The organism is Algoriphagus jejuensis (genome assembly GCF_039523455.1).
In the GTDB taxonomy this organism is placed as follows: Bacteria; Bacteroidota; Bacteroidia; order Cytophagales; family Cyclobacteriaceae; genus Algoriphagus; species Algoriphagus jejuensis.
Genome location: NZ_BAAAFI010000045.1, coordinates 124,435 through 146,728, shown reverse-complemented (window position 1 = coordinate 146,728; position 22,294 = coordinate 124,435). Strand labels below are relative to the sequence as shown.

The 22,294-nt window shown below is 45.0% G+C and carries 16 protein-coding genes; 2 read left to right on the top strand and 14 right to left on the bottom strand.

The window, feature by feature from the left end:
- Nucleotides 1-517 precede the first annotated feature (517 nt).
- A complete protein-coding gene (locus tag ABD031_RS18460) occupies nt 518-1,885 on the top strand; it encodes an amidohydrolase family protein (protein ID WP_343854108.1) in 1,368 nt (455 codons plus the stop codon).
- Between the two features lie 193 nt (nt 1,886-2,078).
- Entirely contained in the window at nt 2,079-3,215 is a 1,137-nt protein-coding gene (locus ABD031_RS18455) for an aldose epimerase family protein (RefSeq protein ID WP_343854106.1), read from the top strand.
- A 340-nt stretch (nt 3,216-3,555) separates the two neighbouring features.
- Here the strand turns inward: ABD031_RS18455 and ABD031_RS18450 are convergent, their stop codons facing one another.
- From ABD031_RS18450 to ABD031_RS18385, 14 genes are all read right to left on the bottom strand, one after another.
- Entirely contained in the window at nt 3,556-4,119 is a 564-nt protein-coding gene (locus ABD031_RS18450) for a hypothetical protein (RefSeq protein WP_343854105.1), read from the bottom strand.
- Between the two features lie 289 nt (nt 4,120-4,408).
- The gene (locus ABD031_RS18445) at nt 4,409-5,950 is read right to left on the bottom strand and encodes a dienelactone hydrolase family protein (protein WP_343854103.1); all 1,542 of its coding nucleotides are present in this window, start codon (nt 5,948-5,950) and stop codon (nt 4,409-4,411) included.
- A gap of 190 nt (nt 5,951-6,140) precedes the next feature.
- The gene (locus tag ABD031_RS18440) at nt 6,141-6,503 is read right to left on the bottom strand and encodes a DUF2200 domain-containing protein (protein WP_343854102.1); all 363 of its coding nucleotides are present in this window, start codon (nt 6,501-6,503) and stop codon (nt 6,141-6,143) included.
- Between the two features lie 225 nt (nt 6,504-6,728).
- Nucleotides 6,729-7,517 carry a haloacid dehalogenase type II gene (locus tag ABD031_RS18435; RefSeq protein ID WP_343854101.1) on the bottom strand — a complete coding sequence of 263 codons (789 nt, stop codon included), beginning with the start codon at nt 7,515-7,517 and terminating at the stop codon, nt 6,729-6,731.
- Nucleotides 7,518-7,709: 192 nt separating this feature from the next.
- Nucleotides 7,710-8,192 carry a GyrI-like domain-containing protein gene (locus ABD031_RS18430; RefSeq protein ID WP_343854099.1) on the bottom strand — a complete coding sequence of 161 codons (483 nt, stop codon included), beginning with the start codon at nt 8,190-8,192 and terminating at the stop codon, nt 7,710-7,712.
- Between the two features lie 155 nt (nt 8,193-8,347).
- Nucleotides 8,348-9,394: a serine hydrolase domain-containing protein gene (locus ABD031_RS18425; RefSeq protein WP_343854097.1), complete on the bottom strand. Its 1,047-nt coding sequence runs from the start codon at nt 9,392-9,394 to the stop codon at nt 8,348-8,350.
- A gap of 494 nt (nt 9,395-9,888) precedes the next feature.
- Complete coding sequence (locus ABD031_RS18420; protein WP_343854096.1) at nt 9,889-10,437, bottom strand: hypothetical protein; 549 nt, start codon at nt 10,435-10,437, stop codon at nt 9,889-9,891.
- Nucleotides 10,415-13,846 carry a DEAD/DEAH box helicase gene (locus ABD031_RS18415; protein ID WP_343854095.1) on the bottom strand — a complete coding sequence of 1,144 codons (3,432 nt, stop codon included), beginning with the start codon at nt 13,844-13,846 and terminating at the stop codon, nt 10,415-10,417. Before ABD031_RS18415 ends, ABD031_RS18420 begins: the two co-directional genes overlap by 23 nt.
- Before the next feature lie 166 nt (nt 13,847-14,012).
- Nucleotides 14,013-15,506: a glycoside hydrolase family 3 protein gene (locus ABD031_RS18410; protein ID WP_343854093.1), complete on the bottom strand. Its 1,494-nt coding sequence runs from the start codon at nt 15,504-15,506 to the stop codon at nt 14,013-14,015.
- Between the two features lie 756 nt (nt 15,507-16,262).
- Nucleotides 16,263-17,528 (bottom strand): MFS transporter, encoded by a 1,266-nt coding sequence (locus tag ABD031_RS18405; RefSeq protein WP_343854091.1) that lies wholly within the window; start codon nt 17,526-17,528, stop codon nt 16,263-16,265.
- Complete coding sequence (locus tag ABD031_RS18400) at nt 17,525-18,004, bottom strand: GNAT family N-acetyltransferase (RefSeq protein WP_343854090.1); 480 nt, start codon at nt 18,002-18,004, stop codon at nt 17,525-17,527. Before ABD031_RS18400 ends, ABD031_RS18405 begins: the two co-directional genes overlap by 4 nt.
- Nucleotides 18,001-19,662, bottom strand: a complete 1,662-nt coding sequence (locus tag ABD031_RS18395; RefSeq protein ID WP_343854088.1) for a glycoside hydrolase family 10-like protein — start codon at nt 19,660-19,662, stop codon at nt 18,001-18,003. Before ABD031_RS18395 ends, ABD031_RS18400 begins: the two co-directional genes overlap by 4 nt.
- 92 nt (nt 19,663-19,754) lie before the next feature.
- On the bottom strand, nt 19,755-20,423 hold the full coding sequence (locus ABD031_RS18390; RefSeq protein ID WP_343854087.1) for an N-acetylmuramoyl-L-alanine amidase: 669 nt from the start codon (nt 20,421-20,423) through the stop codon (nt 19,755-19,757).
- 164 nt (nt 20,424-20,587) lie between these two features.
- A complete protein-coding gene (locus ABD031_RS18385) occupies nt 20,588-22,261 on the bottom strand; it encodes a bifunctional metallophosphatase/5'-nucleotidase (protein WP_343854085.1) in 1,674 nt (557 codons plus the stop codon).
- Nucleotides 22,262-22,294 lie beyond the last annotated feature (33 nt).

Here is a 22,294-nt window from a genome sequence, read left to right as displayed (position 1 = left end):
CACAGTCTGGCTGACGCCGACTTGAGTAACGAAATTTAAGAAAATCCTTATTTCTTCTTGATCTTAAACACAGAATCTCTGCGCCTTTGCGAGCCCCCATACGGACAAAGTGAATAGAATTTACATTTCCAAGATAGAGCGGGCTGTGAGCGATGTTAGTATTTCTACACTGAGGAAGATTGTGGAAGAAGGGCTGGGTGGCAAACTTCACATCAGTGTAGAGTTGTAGTTGTCCGCTATTTGTTTGAATGAAATAATTGGGCTGGGAGCGATCCAGCCTTTTTTTGTTTTCGATTCTTTTTTCTCGCAGAGCCGGAAAGCCGCAAAGTTCAGCCTTTGCTTCTCTGCGCCTTTGCGAGAGCGAGAAAAAGATATAGGATGCGATACACCAGCACTAGCGTTCTTTGAGTCTTCGTCTCTTTATGGCTTTGACCTTGCTTTCAATAAAATCCACCTGCGGATTGGTTTCAAAAAGGGAAAGAACGAAATTATGTTTCGAACCCAAACAAACCGGACTATGAAACTCTATAAAACTTTGCTCTCACTGGCTTTTGCGGCCATTTTTTTTGTACCGACGTTTTCACAAGAATTTCTCATCCACCACGTCAATGTGGTCACGATGCTGGACGACAAAATACTGGAGGATCACTCGATCTATGTGAAGGATGGGAAGATCCTTGAGATCGCTCCTGAGAAAGATATTTCGGCGCGCGGGATTCAGGCGGTTGATGGTAAAGGAGGGTTTGTCTTTCCGGGCTTGGCAGAGTTCCATGCCCATTTGCCCAATCCAGACCAGTTTGGGCCGGAGTTTCAAGAGGATGTGTTGTGGCTTTATCTCGCCAATGGTGTCTTGAGAATTCGCAGCATGCTAGGGCATGAGTCGCATTTGACATTAAAGGCGAAAGTGGAAAAAAGCGAAGTGCCTGGCCCGAGGATGTTTGTCTCAGGACCTTCACTCAACGGGTCGTCCGTGGCGGATCCCGAAGCCGGTCGGCAGATGGTGCGGGTGCAGAAAGCTGCCGGTTACGACCATTTGAAGCTTCATCCCGGCTTGGATACACCGAAGTTTTTGGCCATAGCCGACGAAGCTAAGAAGGTTGGGATTTTTTATGGAGGCCACGTCTCTTTGGATGTGGGTTTGGTGACTTCGGTGACAAACGGCTACCGCTCCGTGGAGCATATTGATGGCTTTTTGGAGGCGATGCTGCCCGAGGGAACGACGATAGACCCGACGGTTTCTGGGCCATTTAACATGAATCTGGTCGGTCAAGTAGACCAGACCAAGCTGGCTGGATTGATCCAACTATGCTTGGAGAATAAAACCTGGATCGCTCCGACCTTGACGCTCTTTGAGCGCTACTTTGGCTACCAGCCCGCACATGAACTTCGTCAGCAACCGGAGATGGTCTACCTGCCGGGGCAGCTCGTAACCCAATGGTTCAATACCAAAACCAAGTTGGAAGCGGATGGGGTCTTGGCAGAGACTAAAGTCAAGCCTTATTTAGACTTTCGGCAGAAGCTTTTCTTGGATTTGCACAAAGCCAATGTGCCGATGATCATGAGCTCAGATTCGCCGCAGGTTTTCAACGTGCCGGGATTTTCGATCCATCGTGAGATCGCGTCCATGTCTGAGGCAGGAATGTCCAACTATGAGATTTTAAAAACTGGATCGGTCAACTGCGCAGACTATTTTGAAGAAAGCGGGGAATGGGGAGTGTTAAAGCCAGGTGCTGCGGCAGAATTTGTCTTGGTGCAAAAGAATCCCTTGGAGGATCTGACTACGATGCAGAAACCCCAGGCAATCATGATTCAGGGGAAGTTTATCCAACAGGATGAACTTCAGCGTCAGCTAGATCTGATCCGGAAAAAATATGGCAGACAGTAGATTTACGATTTTCGAGGACTTGGAAGAATCGCGCGCCGGTTTTTGAAAATTAGCATTCTATCGATTTTCTAACACGAAATTCGATGACCCCCAAATCCTTGTCTACTGCGGGCAGGTGCTTAAAGGGAAGTTGTCAAATCTAATTTCCCAAACCTAAAATCTTGTAATTTTCAATTCTTACAAACTAAAAACCATGAAATACCTTTCTCTTTTTGGCCTGGCTATCGTACTTTCAGGCGCCTTTGCCTGCTCAACAAAACAAACCCAAGAACCTATTCATGAAGACATCAATCTAATGATCAAAGCTGAAAAAGTGGCTGAACACGACAGTCAGTCGATCTTCCGTTACATTCTCGACAACGGAACCATGCAAGTGGAGCTGTCCAACTACGGAGGACTAATCTCCAAAATTATCGCTCCAGACAAAACCGGTAAACTGGAAAATGTGACCCTGACTTTTGATACGGTCGAGGAATTTTTGACCAAGCCAAACCCGTTTTTTGGAGCTACTGCCGGTCGCATCGCCAACAGGATTGCCAAAGGGAAGTTTGAACTGGATGGCAAAACCTATGAGCTCGCCACAAACAATGGCGAAAATCACCTCCATGGCGGTTTGGTTGGCTTTAACAAGAAAGTCTGGACTCCGGAAACCTACACCAATGACTCGACGGTGGGCGTGAAGATGACCTATCTCAGCATGGATGGGGAAGAAGGCTATCCCGGCACGCTTTCTACTACCCTTTGGATGGAGCTTACACTGGACAATACGCTGAGAATTCGCTTTGAATCGACTACGGACAAGAAGACGATTGTCAACCTGACCAATCATACCTACTTCAACTTGGGCGGGATGAAGCGCGACGTGCAGGACCATGAGTTTCAGTTTTGGGCGGATGCCTATACGCCTGTGGATGCCGGTTTGATCCCAACTGGAGAGATCAAAGACGTGACCGGAACCCCTTTTGACTTTCGCAGTCCCAAGATCCTAGCCGATCAGATCGTCGCCAACGGCGGTGGATTTGACCACAACCTAGTGATGAAAACAGAGAAGTCAGATGAAATGAAACACTTTGCGAAAGTTCGTCATGCCGAAAGCGGCCGCGTGATGGACATGTATTCAGACAATGTCGGGGTGCAGTTCTACACCGCGAATTTTGTGAAGGATTTTTCGGGAGCGGATGGCAAGACCTATGATAAGCACTGGGGTTTTTGTCTGGAGTCCCAAAACTGGCCCGACGCCATCAATCATGACAACTTTCCCAGTCCGATCCTGAATCCAGGAGAAAAATACGAGCATACTATTGAGTATAGATTTTCGGTGGAGAAGTAATCTCCGATACTCCCCAAGTGTTCAAAACCCCTTGGGGAGTTTAGCTTGAAACTTATACAGACCCCTTGGGGAATTTTGGTTTGAGCTGGTGGTATCTTAGAAGACATCGGAGAGGAGAGAACCGGATTTCTCCTTTGGAAGCTAGTTTTGTTCCTCGAGCATTTTGCCAGTAAACCCATTTTTGTCCCCGAAAGAAAACCCTCCAAGGGACTCGAAGCCCTTGGAGGGTGGTGTGGGCGCCACTCCCCAAGGGTTCAAAACCCCTTGGGGAGTTTAGCTTAGCTTGAAACTTATACAGATCCCTTGGGAGTTTGGCTCATACCGAGTTGAGATTGAGTAACTATTTTCCAAAAAGCCATTCATTCTCAGGATCATGCTCTATTTCATGAGCGGCGGCTATTCCTAAGATTCCGCCAAACCATTCCAAGACCGATTGACGTTCCAGGTTAGTAGGCTTTTCGGACACCAGAGCTTTCCAGGAACTGTGTTTCCATTCTTTGAAATCCTTGACGAAACCATGGTGACTGGGATTTTGATGGATGTAGGTGACGCATCTGCTGTAATAGGAATCCGATTCTATCTTTCTGCGATTTAGATTTTGGATAAACAAGCTTCCTTTTCTCCCATACTTTTTGTTGAAGGCTTGGGAATAGGAGTTTAATAGATTCCCAAAAGCTTTTCCGCACTCGGTTTCAGGACTTTCCCGCACTTGAATCATGAAGTGAAAATGATTGGGCATCAAACAATAGGCAAAAGTCTTGGCCATTGGGGAAATATGGAGGGAATATTTGGACAGGAAAAATCTGTAATTTTCATCCTCTCGAAATAGATTTTCGGTGCCGTTTGCATGCGTCCAGACATGGTAAAAAGCTCCCTCTTCAAACGGGATCCGACTGCCGGTCATAGTGAAAAATGTTTAAGGGAATATACTTTTAATCCGGATCAATCCAATCACTTATGACCTTTCATGGGGCCGTAGCTTAAAATCTAGTTTGATCTTCAAAAGAAACCCTCCAAGGGACTCGAAGCCCTTGGAGGGTGGTGTAGTGCCACTCCCCAAGGGTTCAAGATCCCTTGGGGAGTTTTAATTTTCTACGGTATCGCACACTTGCTTTAGAGAAAGGAAACGAATTGCCAATTCAGTCATGTTCCACTTTTCTCGAATCGGGAAGATAAGGTGTGACTTTCTATTTCTAGCGGATCGGACCGTTGCCGCTGAGCTGTTGAAGTCGATTTATTGCGTTTTGGTTTCCACTATCCAACTTCAGCGATTTCTCAAAATTTGCTTTCGCATTTGCCTGATCATCCAAGAACAAATAGCCTTCAGCTAGACTGTCGAAGAGGTTAGCTGAATTGGGATAGATATCCGTAGCGAGCAAGAAAACCTTGATTCCCTTTTGAGAAGTCTTTGGGTTAAAGACGAGTTGCAAACCAAGATTATTCAGATTTCCCTCCGGAAGTTTCAAGGACGGATGGTTTTTCTTCGTCTGGACATAGAGCTCCTTTAGGTTTTGGTAGTCTTGCTTTGCGGCCAGCTCGTTGAAATCCTGAAAAGTGAAGATTGGCTTTTGCGCATTCTTTCTAGTTGCCGAGATCAAGCCACTATTGACACCGTTTTGGTGGGATTGATTTTCCAGAAATACCAATGCTTTTGAATCTTGTTTTAGGTAAGCATTCAGAAAGTTGAGCGCATAGACACATGCCCAACGATACGATTCCATAATTTCTGAATCGGTCTTGTCCTGTCTTTTGTCCCGCTCTTGAAAGAGAACACCAAGCGTGCTGAAATGCCCGTGAGTCAGGTTATGGAACTGTAACTGATAGGCATCGCTGTATTTTAGACTGTCATAAAACTCAAACTGATCCAGCGTCGAGTCCAACTTGTCCTCTTCGATGACCTGTTCCGGGATTTCTTTTTGGGCCATGTGGATAAATGGCACATTTACTTGGTTGATGTCAAAGAAAGGCGACTTCTTCAGTGTGGGGTATTGGTATTTGATACTTCCATCCAAGCTGACAATGGCTTTGATCTGTTCATTACGGACTTGCGAAAGCACATTCGACAGTCCTCCAAAACTAAATCCCACCGTTGCGATTTTCTCAAGATTGGCATTCGGGTAACCAGCTATTTCCTTCACCAAAAACTCAATATCCCGCGCCTGGGTTTCCAGATCTTTCCCTGTCCCTCCCTCAAAAAAACGGGTGTCGGCTCCTCTGCTTGGGCTGGCAATCACCAGATATCCATGGCTGGCCAAATACTCGCAGATGGCAAAATTCTCGATTGAAGATGCCTCGTAGCTTGGCGCATAGACGACGACAGGAAACTTGCCTCTTGCCGGGTTTAGATTCCGAAAGGCTGTTACATTTTCTTCGAGATGAGACTGGTTGGCGGGTGTATTCGCATAGTAAAACCAGTTCAAAATCTGCTCGTCGGGGAGGTGTTCCCATTCCTCTTCTTCTTTGAGGATTTGCATGTAGTCTACCACTTTTAGCGGTTCTGTGTCGGCCGGGGGATCCACCGAAGGATACCAAATGCTTATAGGGATGGGTCTTGGAATACTTTGATTGTTCCAATCGTAGATCCTTTGATAGCTTCTCGTGCTGTCATGAGCCAGATAGTGATTAAACCCGACCGGATATCGCCCCGGCTTCAGCATGATTTTTTCCAAAGAAGTCTGTCCCCAAGCGAGGCTTAGTTGAAAAAGCACTAAAAATGCCCCGAGGAAACGTTTCATGTGTGATTTGGTTTTTTTGTCTCAGACGCTCTAGGGAAAAAGACCGGATGCAAACTTGGAGGCTTCTGCCCCCAAAGTTTTTTCTGGAACTTACTTTTTTTGGGAAATGAAAACCCTCCAAGGGACTCAAAGCCCTTGCAGGGTAGGAGCCGCTCCTCGAGGGGTCTAAAAATCCCTTGGGAAGTGTCGTCTAGGAGCGCAGGATCTTCTCCATCTTCCTCCCCTTGGCCAGCTCGTCCACCAGCTTGTCCAGGTACCGAACTTGCTGAGTCAGGGGATTCTCGATATCCTCGATCCGATACCCACAGATCATGCCGGTGATGAGAGGAGCATTCGGATGGAGCGTTGCTTGCGCAAAGAAGGATTCGAAAGTCACTTTTTCGTCTATCAGCGCTTGAATCTTCTGATCATCGAAGCCCGTCAGCCACGTGATGACCTGATGCAGCTCAGCCTTGGTTCGGCCTTTCTTTTCCACTTTGGTGACGTAGTGTGGATAGACCGAGGAAAAGGTCATGCTCGCCATCCGTTGGTTGTGCGTGTCTGTGGGTTTCATCGGTTTTTTCGTTAAGCTTTCAAATTATCGATTCTGCTTCGAAATCCTGTGCTACTCTAAATTTGCAATTTGGAGGTTCTCACAGGGTTTGTAACTCTAATTTGTGAAAATAGGCCGATAAAATCTCCAGTTTTCATGTTCCGGTTCATGCAATCTTGGATTGAAAACCCCTTGATAGGATATCGAGGTTGCAAACGAGAGATTTTGAAGTGAAACAAGCGGATTTTAAGGCGATATCAGCTGTTTCGCTAGATCAAGGAGGTTTGGCTGGTTGATTTGAGGAAGCGGAGCCAAAGGGAACAACTGTTGTCCTGGCCTGGCGATAAATGCTCCCTGCCAGCCTGCCCAAAGCGCGCCTGCGATATCCCAACCATGGGCTGCGACCAGTAAGCAATCCTTGTTTTCCTGTTGCATTTTCCGTGCCGCCCAATGATAAACTTCTGTATCGGGTTTATACTTTCCGTAATCTTCGACGCTGATGCTGCCATCAAAATAGCTGGCAATTCCTGCAAAATCTAACTGCTGCTCCACGGCTTTATTTGATGAATTCGTAAATGATATGAGTTTGTAATTGTTTTGCTTCAATAATTCCAATGCCTCTTTTACTTCAGGATGTGGCTGGAGCGAAAGAATTGGTTTGACAGCACTCCTTGCTTCGTCATCACTCAATGTGATTCCGTTGTTATTGGCGACCATGATAAGGGACGATGCTCCGATTTGGCCGAAATCATAGTATTTATTGGATACCGTGGCCACAAGCGAATACTGGAGCATTGTCGTGAACCAAAGTGTTCCCAGCTCCTTCTTGCCTCCCAGTATTTTTACAACCGACTGCTTTAAGGGGTTTAGGTCCAGCAGTGTTTCGTTTACGTCAAAGAAGATCACTTTTGGTCTTGTTGTGTTGACTTCGGCAGCACGGTTATTTTGCTGATTTTCGGCTGACAATGACATTGGAATGAGTGGTAAGGCGGTTAGAGGAATTGATTTTTTCAAAAAACTTCTTCTGCTCTTCATGGTAAAGGTGGTTGGTTTGCTCGTCATATATGATGAAACGGCGTTAATCGCTTTTGATTTTCGCTCTATCGGCTAACAAAGACTTTAGCGGAAGCGTTCTGCATATCTCTAAAGCCTTTGTTTGCTTTCAATTTTTTAGTGAAAATCAGAGGGGGAGAAAGACCGGGACAAACTCTATATATGGGGGCTAACTTAGACGTTCTTGGATCGTATGGGGATCCAGATTTCTTCCTCAGATGTCGGATCGTTGTTTTTGTATTTCGCTCCCAAAACCTCAAAATGTGGTCTGTCATCCAGATCATAGTCTGAATGGGGTAGCCAGGTTCCGAAGATGTATTGAAAAATGCCGGTGTCGCTGCTCGATCCCTTGTATTCAAATACAGCATAAAGCCCTCCGGTCAAATTGAACGCTTCCATTCCGCTCGGTACATTCTCAAGATCGGATACTTCGACAGCGGCCCATTTTTCGAATTCGTTTTCCGGGTCAAAATTGATAAAATGGCTTGGTTGATACAATTGCAGCGAAATCATCTCGTTTGTCAGCCGGTTTTCAATCTCCCGTTTTCGCGGCATAAAGCTCCCCCATAGTTCGCCGGTTCTGTTTTGGGATAGGCTCATTCTCAGCGGTGTGCCTATCAATTTTTTCTCGTTCAGTTTTTCAATTCTTGGAGTCATGCTTGGTTGTTTTTAAAATTTGCTTTCTCCCAATCCGCCGGGAATCGAAGGGGATTTTGCGCTTGGAAATGGAAGTGCTGTCATCCCACACGCGACCTTTGGGTTAAAGAAAAGGCGATAAGGTCCTCGGTTACAAACTCAAAGAAGGTCATCGCCTACTCTTGTTTCTTCAGGATTTTGACTATTCGATTGTAAAAGATTTCCGACACGTTCCACATCACACCCCCGCTGGTATTGACAAACTGGATCACCACGGCATCGATGTCCGGATGGTAAAATGCATGGCTTTGGTAGCCGGGTAGCAGTCCGGTATGCCCATACTCGTAGATGGAGGAGTAGATCGCCTGCTCTTCCTCGGTCAGGAGGGAACCGTCGTTCAAGGCTCTTAGGAAGATCCCGACATCCTCCGCTGTGGCTACCATGGAGCCGCCAGGTATGATATAATCGTTAGGCTTGATGTCCGGCTCGTAGCCGACAGAGTATCCGCTCATCACCTCATCCAAATCCACCTCGCTCAGCAGACTGTAGGTATGACTCAGTCCCAGTGGAACCAAAATCTCCTCCCGGATATAGCGATGGTGGCTATAGCCCAAAGTCTTGTCCAAGATATCCCCAATCAGGAGGTAATTGGTGTTGGAGTAGCGATACTTCTTGTCAGGAGCGAAGTCGGCCGGCTGGTCGAAGACGAGCTGGTAGGTGTCGCTGGTTTTCTTGTAAAGATTGTCCCAGGGAAAGTCCGGGTGATCCACGAAGTTGGGGATTCCGCTTCGGTGCTGCACCAGCATCCGAAGGGTGATCTGCTCGGAGTTTTCTATCCGGTCGGCAAATTCCGGGAGGTACTCGGCCAGACTTTTGTCCAGAGAAAGTCGGTTTGCGTGGGTCATCTTTGCGACCGCGACGGCGATGTAGAGCTTGCTGATGCTGGCGATCTTAAAGAGCGAATGTGCGTCCGCGGGGACTTTGTTCTCCCGATTTTTCCAGCCTGCGGCGTACAGAGCCGGTTCCTTGCGTGCTTCATCTACGTAGACGATCATCCCCTCGATTCCATAGGAAATAGCTTCGTCGACTTGCTCCTGAATGGTATCGGGTAAGGGCATGAGCCAAGCCTTGATCAGAAGCCAGGGAGGGAAGATAATCAGGCTGATGATTCCTGCCAGGGGCATTGCAATTTGAAAAAAGTGTTTGGTTTTGCTTTTGGTCATTTACCGAAGGTAAAAAAGCTGAGGGGTTTATGAAAAAAATGGGATGTGTTTTCGGTTCGACTATGGGAAGAGGAACCTAATCTCAAGAAAATGGAGCTGAGAAGATGTAGATTGCAATTTCCAGATTGCGGAAGGGGGTTTTCGAGATTTTGGAATTTTAGTTATTTGAAAATCAGCTTGTTTGGTCAGGTTGCAATTGCAAATTCAACCAGCGGAGAAGTGATTTTCGACTTGCATATTGAGTACGCTTTTTTAGGTGGATATGGCTTGGCTAGAGTAATTGCAAATTCCTGACAAATAGAAAAGCGGAGATGGTTTCATCTCCAAACCTGTTCTATCGTTGGGAATTGGGTTACAAGTTAGTCTGATAGACTAATACCGACTGCATAATAAGAGACGTATGAATCGAGAGGTTCACGTACGGTTCTGTGAGAGGTTTAGGGGTGGAATTCCCCTTTACCTACTCGACTATCGGCTGGCGTTTTTGTCAGGAGTTATGTCCATAGTTTTATTACTGTTAAAATACTCATTATTAAAGTCAGTCCCCCAATTACCCAAACAGAAATTTTTATTGTCTTGTTTTCTGCTTCAATGACTTGTTTTAATTCTTTCGTGTTTTTAGCAAACTCAATTTCAAAAATTTGTTTGATTTGGTTTCGCTCATTTTCAATTATTTGTTTTATTTCCGATTTATTTTCGTCAAGCTTTATTTTGATTGTGCTTTCAAGGTCTTTGTAGAATTCCTTATTTTCTTTTCGGATTTCGTCGGTTTTCTCTTCAACAAGTTTTGCAAGCTCGGTTTTATCCTGTTTGTTAGAATTTTCAAGTTCTATTAAACTTTGGGCAACTTTTTCTTGCTGTGCTTTTTGAAGTTCATTTATTTTGTCAAGCGTTTTGCTGTTTTCATCAAACTGCTTGCTTATTACGTTATAGGTATCAGTTAAATGCTGTAACTTTTTGTAAGCACCCGAAACGTCTTTAAGTTGTCCAACTTCTTGGTTGAACTCTTCAAGTGTTTCATTAAATTTCTGCAAGTTGCTCATAAAATTTCTTATTAAGTTTTTTTAGTTCTTGTAATTTTTGAGAATAAACATCATTTAGCAAATATGCCAAATCGTAATATTCTGCGAGTTCTTCCAACATTTCAGGGTAATATTCTGAAATGGATTGGCTCAATTCCATTTTTTGTTCTTCGGTCAAATGTTTTCCTAAAACTTTCAAACGATATAAAAAATCGCTTTGTTCTTCTTCTGTAAAAGTTTGTTTGATACTTGATAATGCACTTTCAAAGCGTTCTTTTCCGTCACTATCTTCATAATCATTCAACGCTAAACGAACAAAACCACTTAAAAAATTTAGCCCAACATTATTACGGTAACTCTCTAAAAAACGGCTTATGCTGTCTTTCAGTTTCTCGAACTCTATTTTGTTTGGAAATTGGTTATTAGTCGTCAAGACTTCAAACCATTTTTCATATTCTTTTGGGTTTTCTGCAATATGTTGAAGCACAAAAGTTGTTTCAGAAAAAATGAAATAGCTATCAATCCGCTGTTTAAAACTTTCGCTGTCTTCAAATTCTGAACACCAATCCGAAAGTGTTTTTAAAGATTGCTTACGACCATAAGCTATATTCTCAAAAGTCCAATTCAGTAAATACCAAACTGATTTTTCTAAAATTGAATTTTGAGGAATTTTCTCTAAATCTATTTTTACATCTGTGTTTGGTTCATACTTCGTAATATAATCCGAAACACTTTTTATAATGTGGTTTTCGTCAAGAGTTTTGAACTGAACTTCAAAATGGTCAATGAAATTCGTTGTCCAATCGGAAACAATTCCTAAAAGACTTAAACGATAAATTGCTTTTTGTAATGTGTCGCTATTGATTTTCAATTTTGAATAAGCATCATTCCAAAATATTCGAAGTTTTGAGTTTTCTCGAAAGTAGTTTCTGATTACGCCTAAAATGATTTCAAAATCTTTTTCTATATCGTTTTGCCCTTGAACAAATAAGAAAACTTGTTTGAAAATATCTCTACCTCCAAATCCGACTTCATCACTAATACTTTTTATTTCGGCAAATGTTGTGTCTTTGTCAAAAAGTCGTTTAACTCTTTCTTGGTCGTGAGTTTCAGGCGAATGTAAAACGTAACATTTCCCTATCTTATTTTTATTTTCTGCTTTTCGTTTGTCCCAACGTCCAGCTCTTCCTGCTTCTTGATACAATGCTTCAACCGAACTTGGTAAACCGTAATGGAAAGTATAATGGATGTTTTGTTTGTCAATACCCATTCCAAAGGCTTTTGTAGCAACTAACAATTGATATTTATTTTCTTTGAAATCTTTTTGAACTCGCTGTTTGAATTTATTAAATTCATCTCTTGCCATTACTGGTTCTGTGCCAATTTTTCGTCCTGTGTTTTGGTCTAAAACATCACGTTTAGGAATGTCTCCTGAAAACCAACTTACTTTATCCTGATAAATGGCATTTAATGTATTTGAAACTTGATAACAACCATAAGCTCCATTTACATTTGGTGTAAACACCAACCCTACTTTTTCTTCGTTTTCTGTAAAACTCTCATTGTCTTTAAGCTCTTCAAGAAGTTCTTTTATCTTTTGACTTTTGTTTCCGTTATCATTGATTACTTCAAATTGTAATTCTTTACGGCTGTAATCTAAAAGCGATTTTATATTTTCATCTTCTAATCTCTGTTTCTGTCTTGAAAACTCTATTTTTATATCTGTCATAACTTTAACAGAAGCTGTTGCCGTTAAGCCAATAAACTTAATTTTCCCTGCACCATTTTCATCTTTGGGGCTTAATTTGTCAATGGTTTTGGCTAAATTCAAATACGAAGTTCTGAAATCGTGTCCCCATTCTGAAAGACAATGAACTTCATCTATAACTGCATAAGCGATTGAAAAATTAGCGACAATCGCACTTATCTTTTCTCTAAATGATGGAATTTGAAATTTTTCGGGCGAAATCCAAACAAATAAATATCGTCCTTGCTCAAAGTTTCTTTCAATAACTCGTCTTTCGTCTGCTTCTAAATCGCTTGTAATAAAACTTACATTGGTTACAAGAGTTTTTACCAAATTATCATTTTGGTCGTACATCAAAGATTTGATGGGGCAGACCACAAAATTTATACTTGGTTGAAGCAAACAAGGAAGTTGATAACACAAAGATTTTCCGCCACCTGTTGGCAAAAGTCCAATTGTATCTTTTCTATTCAATACATTTGAAACAATTGGAAATTGTCCTTCTCGAAAATTTGACTTGTCAAAAATGTTATCAAGGAAAAACTCCAAATTAGTTTTGTCTTCGTCCGTGATGTTGTAATTAATTGGTTCGGTTGTACTAACTCTGAAATAGTTTTTGTCTTTTACAATGTCAAAATAATCTGTGCGAACAAAAATTACATCTTCGCTGATTTTGTTTTCGTCTGTGTAACGCTTGAATAGTGAAAAGTCAATATTTATTGCTTTTGTTGTTGGCTGAAATTTCGTTTTGTCAGTCGTAATTACAATGTTGAAATTTGGCTTTTTGAGTTCTTGTTTGTTTTTAAGTTGCCAAAGTTTATCAATCCAAATAAGCAAATCGTTTATAGCCAATTCCGCAAAATCCGGTAAATTTTCGTGAGTTAAAATGTTGAAATTCCAATCTTCATCAAATGTCAAATACTTGTGAGTAAGCAACTCAATGAGCAAAACTTGAAAACGGATTATTGCCGTAGGCAATAATTTCGTTTTAATTTCTTCTTCGCTCATTTGGTATTCTTCTATTTTCTTACATGCATTTTTGTAGTAGGATAGAAGTTTTTTAAATCTCTCAAGATGATTTAAAATGGTTTCAACTTTCGAAACATACGAACCATTTTGCAATTCTCTTGTATCAATTCTTATTGTTGTAATTCCTTTGTTGGATAAAAAGTTATCTCTTGTGCTGTCAGTAACTCTGGTAACTTCATCCAATTTGTGTTGTTGTCCGTCAATTTCAATTACAAGTTTGGATTGTGGTAAATAGAAATCTACTTGTTGGTTGATGAAGTTTTTATTGTCTTCGCCAATAATTTCATTGATTTGAATTTCGGGAATTAGCAACGATTGAATAAAAGAATATTCTCCGAATTCATTTGGAATAATTCTTTCGAAAAAGTCTTTTGCTGGATAATAATTGTCTTCTGTGTCGCCTTTTATTGTGTCGTTCCAAATAGGAGTTTGGTTTGTTGCAAACAAAAAACGTTCTTCAAAGTTTTCGAGTTTATGAATTTCGCCTAATTCGGATTGTAGATATTTTGAGAGAGTTGTCGGTAAACCACGTTGCAAAATGTTTTTTACAACATACAAAATTGGCAACAAGTCAGCGTTTGACTGATTTGTTACGAGGTTCTGAATTACAAAATTCGGATTAGTATATGTGTAGTTTGCCGTGTATTTCTTCATTTAATATTTCTGTCGGTGAGGTCGGATACACTCGCCAATATCTTATTTATTTGCGCCACAAAATGGCGCTTTTGATCCTGAATTGGGATGCTAAGCGCCATAAAGGGTTCGTTTTTCTGGCGCTTATTTGACAGGAAAATATCCTATTTTTTTGAGTTTTCGACTTTTAAACCAAAAAACTTGTAGCAACCTTCTGCGCCTCCTCAAATCCCTGATACCCACAGATCACCGCCTCAAAATTTTCCAGATTCCCCAGATGTTTTAGCGCCAAGGGATTTCCGAAGTGAACCAAGATGCAAGTTTTGCTTTGGGCAAGCCTTTGGATTTCGGCTAGGGTTTCCAGATCCATGCCGAATTGGTTCAGGGGCTTATGACTGGGAACAAATACGGCCAGAATGACTTTTTCGGATTGTTCAATAGATACAAAAGGCAACTCCAACCGCTCAGCGAAATGGCTTTTTCCCGAACTGAAAAACTCCCGATAGCCCAGTTTCCCGGCTTGGGCCAGGCTATGAATTTCTTTTGGATTGATCGTTCCGGAGATCACTGAGACATAATTTTCGGCCAGTTCAGCCTGGAGCTTGGAATGGCTTTCCCAGTCGAAGGTAGGGGACTCTACTTTCTTGGCCTCTATGACGCCCAAGCGCGTTTTGAGTCCCATGATCTTCTGGAATACAAGGTCAACTTCTTCCTCCGTGGCCCGTTCCGCTATTTTTTGAATGCCTGCTTTGACCTGATCTGAAAAACAAAGGATGTCATTTCCTGCATGGAAGGCCTTCCACTCGAGTTCGCCAGGTTCGGGAAAAAGGTTGGCCACGGCTTTCATATTCAAAGCATCGGAAATCACCAAGCCTTGGAAGCCCATCTTTCCCTTGAGCAGATCCGTGATCAGTTCCCGGCTGATGCTGGCTGGGATTTCCTTTCCTCCCGTCAGAGCAGGTACCGCCAAATGCCCCACCATGATCATCTCTACGCCTCGGTCGATTCCGTATTGGAAGGGGAGCAGCTCTTCGGCTTCGAGTTCAGCTTTGGTCTTGTTCAGGATCGGCAAACCCAAATGCGAGTCCACTGCCGTATCTCCATGCCCCGGGAAATGCTTCAGGCAAGCGCCAATCCCGGCTTTTTTCAGTCCGGAATAGGCAGCAAAAGCAAGTTTGGCTACTTGATCGACTTGGTTTCCAAACGAGCGATAGCCGATCACTGGGTTGTCGGGATTGGTGTTGACATCGGCGCAGGGCGCGAGATTGAGATGGATACCGGAGCGCTTCATGTCGACTCCCATGCGGAAGCCAACTTCTTCGACAAGAGATTCTGCATCGGTTTGTATTGCTCCGAGGGTAATTGCAAAGGGGTATTGCGGCGTGTTTTCGATCCGCATCGCCAGGCCGTATTCCCCATCGATGCTGATCAAAAGTGGAATTTTGGAAAGTACCTGGTAGCGGTTGATCAGGCCGATGATTTTTTCAAAAGTGCCGTCAGTCTCCAGTGCCTCCGCCCGCTTTTCGAAGTTGGCCGCAGCTGAATGCCGGCTATGAAAAAAGGTCAATCCTCCGATTTCCTGCTCGAGGATGAGGTGCTCGATGGCTTGGTGGTTTTCCTCCGTGTCATGGATAAATGCAGCAGGGGAGAAGGATTGGGCGATTTTTTGGGATTTGTTCATTGCTGGATTGGAAGATTGAAAGATAGCAAAATTGGAAGATTGCGTCGAGGCTCCGAGGACTTAACGTCATGGCGAGGGGCGTTTAAACTAAGCTAAAATTGAATTTTCGGGGTGCGGCCCCGAAACAATCTCATCGTTAGGAGCAGGTTTTGATTTGGTGACTGCTTTCCTGAATAATCGTAATCGGCCATGCCTACGGCATTTTTGAAACGTTTTGACTCTTTGGAGTCCAGCCATTAAAATGGCTGGCTAGATAATGCTTCATGCCTACGGCATTTTGGCCCAGACATTTACCAGGTGGCAGGGTTTATCAGGAGATTGCTTTCCCGAAATAATCGGGACAGGCTGCTCGTGCCTCACTCGCAGAGCCAGTTTCCTCATTGCGAGGGGCGATTAAACTAAGTTAAAATTGAATTTTCGGGGTTCGGCCCCGAAGCAATCTCATCGTTAGGAGCAGGTTTGTGATTTGGAGACTGCTTGCCTGAACAATCGGAATCGGCCATGCCTACGGCATTTTTATATCGTTATGATTCTTTGGAGTCCAGTCCTTAAAATGGCTGGCTAGACTATGGTTCATGCCTACGGCATTTGTGGGATTGAAGCCCCGAAGCAAACTCATTGTGCCAAGTTTTAAACAGGAGACTGCGTCGATCGTGCCTCACTCGGAGTGACGGTTCACCCCCTCGTAAATCGTAAATTTTTCAACATCGAATATCGAACGCTGAATATCGAATGTCGAAGTTTTCGGGAATCAAATTAAGCTTCCGTCTTCTTCCCAAAATCCCTCGGATACTTCGCCAAGTAGGCCATCAGGAAACCGGGAATGGTGGCGATCACCACCCAGACGAAGAATCCGGGATAGCCGAGCCACTCCTGCATGTAGCCGCTGAGCATTCCCGGCAGCATCATGCCCATAGCCATAAAGCCGGTTGCCAGCGCATAGTGTGCGGTTTTGAAAGCTCCCTCCGCCAGGAAAATCAAGAAAATCATGTATGCAGCAAAGCCAAAGCCGTAGCCAAACTGCTCTATCACGACCACGGTCATCGCAAAACTGATGCGCTCGGGCTGCAGCCAGGAAAGAAAGATATAACCAATATTTGGAGCATTGATCGCAAAAGCCATCGGCATCATCCACCTTCCAAGTCCATGTCTTGAAATGGCGATTCCTCCGAGAATTCCACCTGTCAGCAGGGCAATCACGCCAACCGTTCCGTAGATAAATCCGACCTCGGTCGTGCTCAATCCTAATCCTCCATCCACTCTTTCGTCAAGGAAAAAAGGAGAGGCCATCTTTACCAATTGAGACTCTCCAAGTCGATATAAAAGCACGAAGCCTAAGGAAAGCCCGATGTTTTTCTTGGTGAAAAAGGTAGCAAAGATCTTCCCGAATTTCGGTTGATCTTCAGGCTTTGATCGCTCTTCCAAAACAGTCGGAGTCGTGAGATAGTTGATGCCAGTCAATATCAGCATCAATGCCGACACGCCGATCATCGTCCAAGACCATGCTTGGGCCGGATCGCCGAACTTTTCCTCCAGATATCCAGCCAAAATCACAATCAATCCCTGGCCAGTGATCATCCCAACCCGGTAGAATGTACTTCGCATTCCCACGAAAAAGCTTTGCTGTGCGGGTTTCAAAGCGATCAGATACAAGCCGTCAGAGGCAATATCGTTGGTGGCGGAAGCAAATGCGCCCATCCAGAAAAAGGCCAGGGTGATGATAAAGAACTGATCCAATCCGGTCGTAAATCCTACTCCCAAAAAAACAAGGGAAAGAATCAGCTGCATGCTGAGAAACCATTTTTTCTTGTTTCCGAAAAGCTCCAGGATCGGGCTCCAGATCGGTTTGATCACCCACGGCAGATATAAAAACGAGGTGTAGAGTCCGATGTCGGCATTGGATACGCCGAGCTTTTTGTACATGATCACGGATACTGTGATGATGATGACGTAGGGGACGGACTCGGTGAGATAGAGGGATGGAACCCAAAACCAGGGATTTTTGGACTTGTTTTGGGTCATGGTTTTCTCAGTAGATTTTGATAAATGCTGACTTCGGATCCTTCGATGGTTTTGGCACCCACCGCTTTTTCGTAAAATTCCGCTGGTCCGACTCCGCCGATGATCGCATAGGCGTAGCCCATTTCCCGGAGGGAAAGAAGAGATTTCACCAACAGAACCTTGCCGATGCCTTTTCCCCGCTCAGACTCCAAGGTGCCGGTGGGACCAAAAAAGTTTTTGGCGGTGCTTTCGTAGCAGGCGAAACCCAAGATCTGATTCCCCCTTTGCGCAAGCCAGATAGAAACCGGCTGACGGCCAAAAGCCACTTCCACTTCGGACTTCCAGTAGTCTCCAAATTGCTCCATGACCCATTCGCTGACGAGGTGTTTTTCAGGTGCGATTGCTTTGCGAAACACCGTTTTTTCTTTTTCCAGAAGCTTTTTTTCCAGTGCTGAGGTGTCTGGAAGCTCCGTCAGGCGAACGAGCATGTCTTTCATGGGCGGGTGGTTTTTGGGGTTTGGAAAACCTGAGTTTGGACAATTCTGCCGTAGTGATCGATCCAGCGAATGGCTAGATAGTCTGTATTCAGACTCGGCACTTCTAAATATCGCACTCTTGATCCGCCTACCCAAGCGGTGTGGATGGTCTGATCCTGCAAAGTAGTCAGGTCGTTTCCTCCCTGTACCATCGCGTAGCGGATGGCTGGGTCGACAGGTTTTTCGAGGCTGATCTGCGTGTTTTGCGCATTGGTTTTTACGTCAAAGACTACCGGGATCTCGATCACCGCAGGGGTTTTGGGTTCGAAGGAAGGAGGAAGGGTTGGCTCGTTGTAGACTTCCTTTCGCAGTAGATCAGCGATGTCATTATTTTTTACATAAAGAGATTTGGCAGAGAAAAAGGCATTTCCGTGGATCTGAGGCAAGGTTCGGGCATAGTTGATTTGGGTGTTGAGCTCGGCTGGGTTCTTCCAGGCAGCGTCCGAATCATCCCGGATCTTGTAGGGCCCGTTGCCGATGTAGACGTTGGTGCCGTAGCTGTTGTTGGACCACCAGTCGGCGAGCTTTCGGTAGGAGGCCAAGCGATGCTCCATGCTCCAGTAGAGCTGGGGAACGAGGTAATCGATCCAGTCATTTTTCATCCAAAGCAGAACATCTGCGAAAAGGTCGTCGTAGTTCGTTTGACCTGCCTGGGTGGGGGAGCCCTTGGGGTCTTTGCTTTGATTTCTCCAGACTCCAAAAGGCGAAATACCAAACTGTACCCAAGGCTTACGAGTTTTGATTGTCTGGTTTAGGGCAAAGATCAAATCGTTAACGTTTTGTCTTCTCCAGTCGTCCCGGCTTTGCCCCGGCTTTTTGTATCTGTCATACGAAGCCTTGTCGGGAAACTCCAGCTTCGGCTCTCGGTAGGGGTAAAAATAGTCGTCAAAGTGAATCGCATCGATGTCGTAATTGTCCACGATCTCCGAAATCACTGCGAGTAGGTGGGCTTTCACTTCTGGAAGCGCCGGGTCATAGTACCATTTGCTGCCGTATTTCAGCATCCAGTTGCGGTGTTTGTTGTAGTCGTGCTCGGGACTCAGTTCACTCGTTTCGAGGGTCATCGTGGCGCGGTAGGGATTGAGCCAGGCGTGGAATTCCAACCCGCGGTCGTGTGTCTCTTTGATCATCCAGGTCAGGGGATTTTCGGAGGTGGCAGGTGCTCTTCCCTGCTTTCCCGTCAAGTATTTAGACCAGGGAGCCAGATTGCTTGGGTAAAAAGCATCGCCTGCAGTCCGCACTTGGACTATGACGGCGTTGAAGTTGTTCTTTTTGTAATAGTCCAAGAGTCTGGTGAACTCCAGTTTTTGCTTTTCCCAAGGGTCAGTGGCAGAAAGCGGCCAATCAATATTTGCGACCGTAGCAATCCAAACTCCGCGAAACTCACGAGGAATGTCCGGCATTTGATAGCTCAAAGGCTTCAGTGCTATCGCTGGCTGATTGGTTTTGGGCGGAAGAGTTTCGGCTGTTTTTGGAGCAGAGGTTGAAGGAGGTGTAGGTGTGGTGGTTGGCTGTTGAGGAGTCGGCTTTTGTGGAGTGACTGGTTTTTGGGATTTACAGGAGGCGAAAAAGAGGACTGAACAAATGATCCAAATGGAAAACTGGAATTGGAAACGCATAGGAGGCTTAAAGCTTGGATATGGGATTTGGGTTAAAGGGCTATTTCTGGCTAAACTTTAGAAACCTTGGTCTGTGTCCTCACAGACCAAGGTTAGAGCTTGGGTAGGGGTTTGAGGTTGAGGTCACTTAGATTTTTTCTCAGTTGGTTCATGAATTTGTCCCCCGGATCGGTCTTTACGGTCCGATAGTTTGGATCGGCTTCTTTCCAAAGGTCCGTCACCTGAAAGTTTTGGTATTCGTGGTGGCCGATCACATAGTCGATGGGGTATTTTCTTTTGAGATAGCGGATGAGCTGTTCATTGGCTTCAAGTTGGGCTTTGGTCAGGGGCATGGCATCGCTGCCGATGTTTTCTATGCCGATGGCCAGATAGTTCAAGCCAATCACGTGCCGAGCAAAGGTGGTGTCCGGCAAAAGTCTAAAAATAGTTCCGTCCCGGTCGACGAGAAACTGGCTGGAGACGTTCAGGTTGCTGGCACCGGTCAGGTCTGCACGGCCACCCAAAAGCGGAGGGTTGAATACATCAAAGGTCACCTCAATGTTGTCGATCGCTGTCCAGTGAACCACGACCATTTGGGGGTCGATCGTCGCTGTCGTCTGGTCCAAGCCATGCCGGTCTTTGAGGTATTGGAGGGAAAGTTGCTCTCGCTCGGCATTCCAAGTGATGGGCTTGTCGATGATGCGAAAAGTGGCTTTTGGGCTGCAGGAAAAGGCACAGAGGATAGCTAGGGAAACACCGATAGATAGAAGATTTTGACGCATTGCTTCAGGGCTTTCTATGATAGATCTTGGAGAAGCTAAACTAGGCAGAAATCGGCAGTAAAGGAATGAGGTTGGATTCTTACTCGGTGCAAAAGAGGAGAAACCGATTATCCCCAATTGCCCAATTTAAATTGTAAGAAGAGGTGAAGTAATACAAATCAACTTTATCTAAACTCATAATCCACACCACTGACCTGAGTGAGCAAAGTCGCCGGGGCATCGAGCGCAAGGGCAGATTGGGGAGGAGTAGGCGTGACGGGCGAGTTTGCGGCCAGGTAATTCTTCATCGCATCGTGGAGGGTGAAGACTGTGTTTTCGGTCTCCAGCACTCCCTTAAACCGGCAAAGTATGTCATCGGGATCGCCGTCTCGCTCGCAGGCGCAGATTTTATAGATCTTGTTGGTGCTCAGTGGCTGACCGTGTACCAAGGCGGATTGGACTCGCCTGCCTTCTACTCCGAAGGCATTGAACTTCACTTCCATCCCTTTGAATTTGATCACCCATCCCCCAAACCGCTGGGAAGCATCTGCAGCAAAAACATTGTTTAGCTCACGTTCCAGCCATTCGCTGATTTGTTTTCCGGTGACTTTTCCCGTTCGGATGTTGCTGTCGACCGGAAGCATGTCAAAAATAAACCCGTTCGTGATCGGGATGTTGCCGGTGTGGTCGGGAGTCGATCGAGGGGGGCAGAAACGGAAACCATTAGAAAGCACAATGTCCACCTCCGGAATCTGCCAGCTGATGGCTTCCAAGATCATCGTGTCGATCGTGTTTTCGATCACGAAATACCGGTAAAGCGGGAGGGTGCTATAACCCGCCACTTGCTGAATATTCTCCAGATAGGGACTTTCATTCTTTGAAATGAGCTGCTTCATTTCTGGCGCTTCCGGGTATTTGATGGCGTCTACTTCCATCAATTCGTAGGAGTCGTTGACAACCTTTCCGTTTTCGATGTGCAATTTCAATTTTCCCACGAAAGAGCCAAAGGCTCCCGGTTCGACGACTTTGGCAAATTTGGCTTGAATCGGTTTGCGGACGCGCTCGTGCGTGTCACCTCCCAGGATATAGTCTACTCCTTTGCAGGCCGGGTGATTGGCAAGAGAGATTTGCTGAGAAAGTCCGAGATGGGCTATAATCGCGATGAAGACACATTCTTCCTTTTTTTTCAACACATCGACATAGTGAGCCAAATTCTCTTCCGGCTTCGTGTAGACGATTCCCTTGCTGTAGTTGGGAGATTGACGGATGGGAACCAAGTGATCGGTGTACCCAAGAAATCCAATCTTGACACCGTTTACAGTCCAGATATGGTAGGGAGGAAAGATCAATTCCCCTTTTTTTCCGTCTCCGGCGTCGTGGTACATGTTGGCGCAAACCTTCGGAGCAGTCAAGGATCCCAGCAGGTGCTGCATCGTTTTTTTGTAGTAGACCACTTCCCAGTTTCCGGGGAGATAAAGGTCGTAGTCCAGCGCATTCAAGATCGGAATCATCGCCTCTCCGGTGGTTTTTACCGATAGCTCCGAACCCTGGAACATATCCCCGGTATCGATTAGGAAGCTGTGTTCTATCTTTTTTCTTTGCTGATCCAGAAACGTTTTCAGGTTGGCATATCCTCCGGTTTTGCGGAAGACGGCTTTTTCATCCTCCCAAAACAACTCGTCATGGGCATGGATCTGGCAGTGCACATCGGTAGTTTGGAAGATGGTCAGCGTAAACGGCTGAGGGATTCTCCGGTTTTTTGATTCTCGGTTTTGCGTAGCCACGGCTATACCCGCCAATCCCGTACTTGCGCCAAGTGCTCCTAATTGTGCGATAAATTTTCTTCTGGAGGATTTCATAGCAGTATTAAAAAACGAATAGGCGCGGGTTAA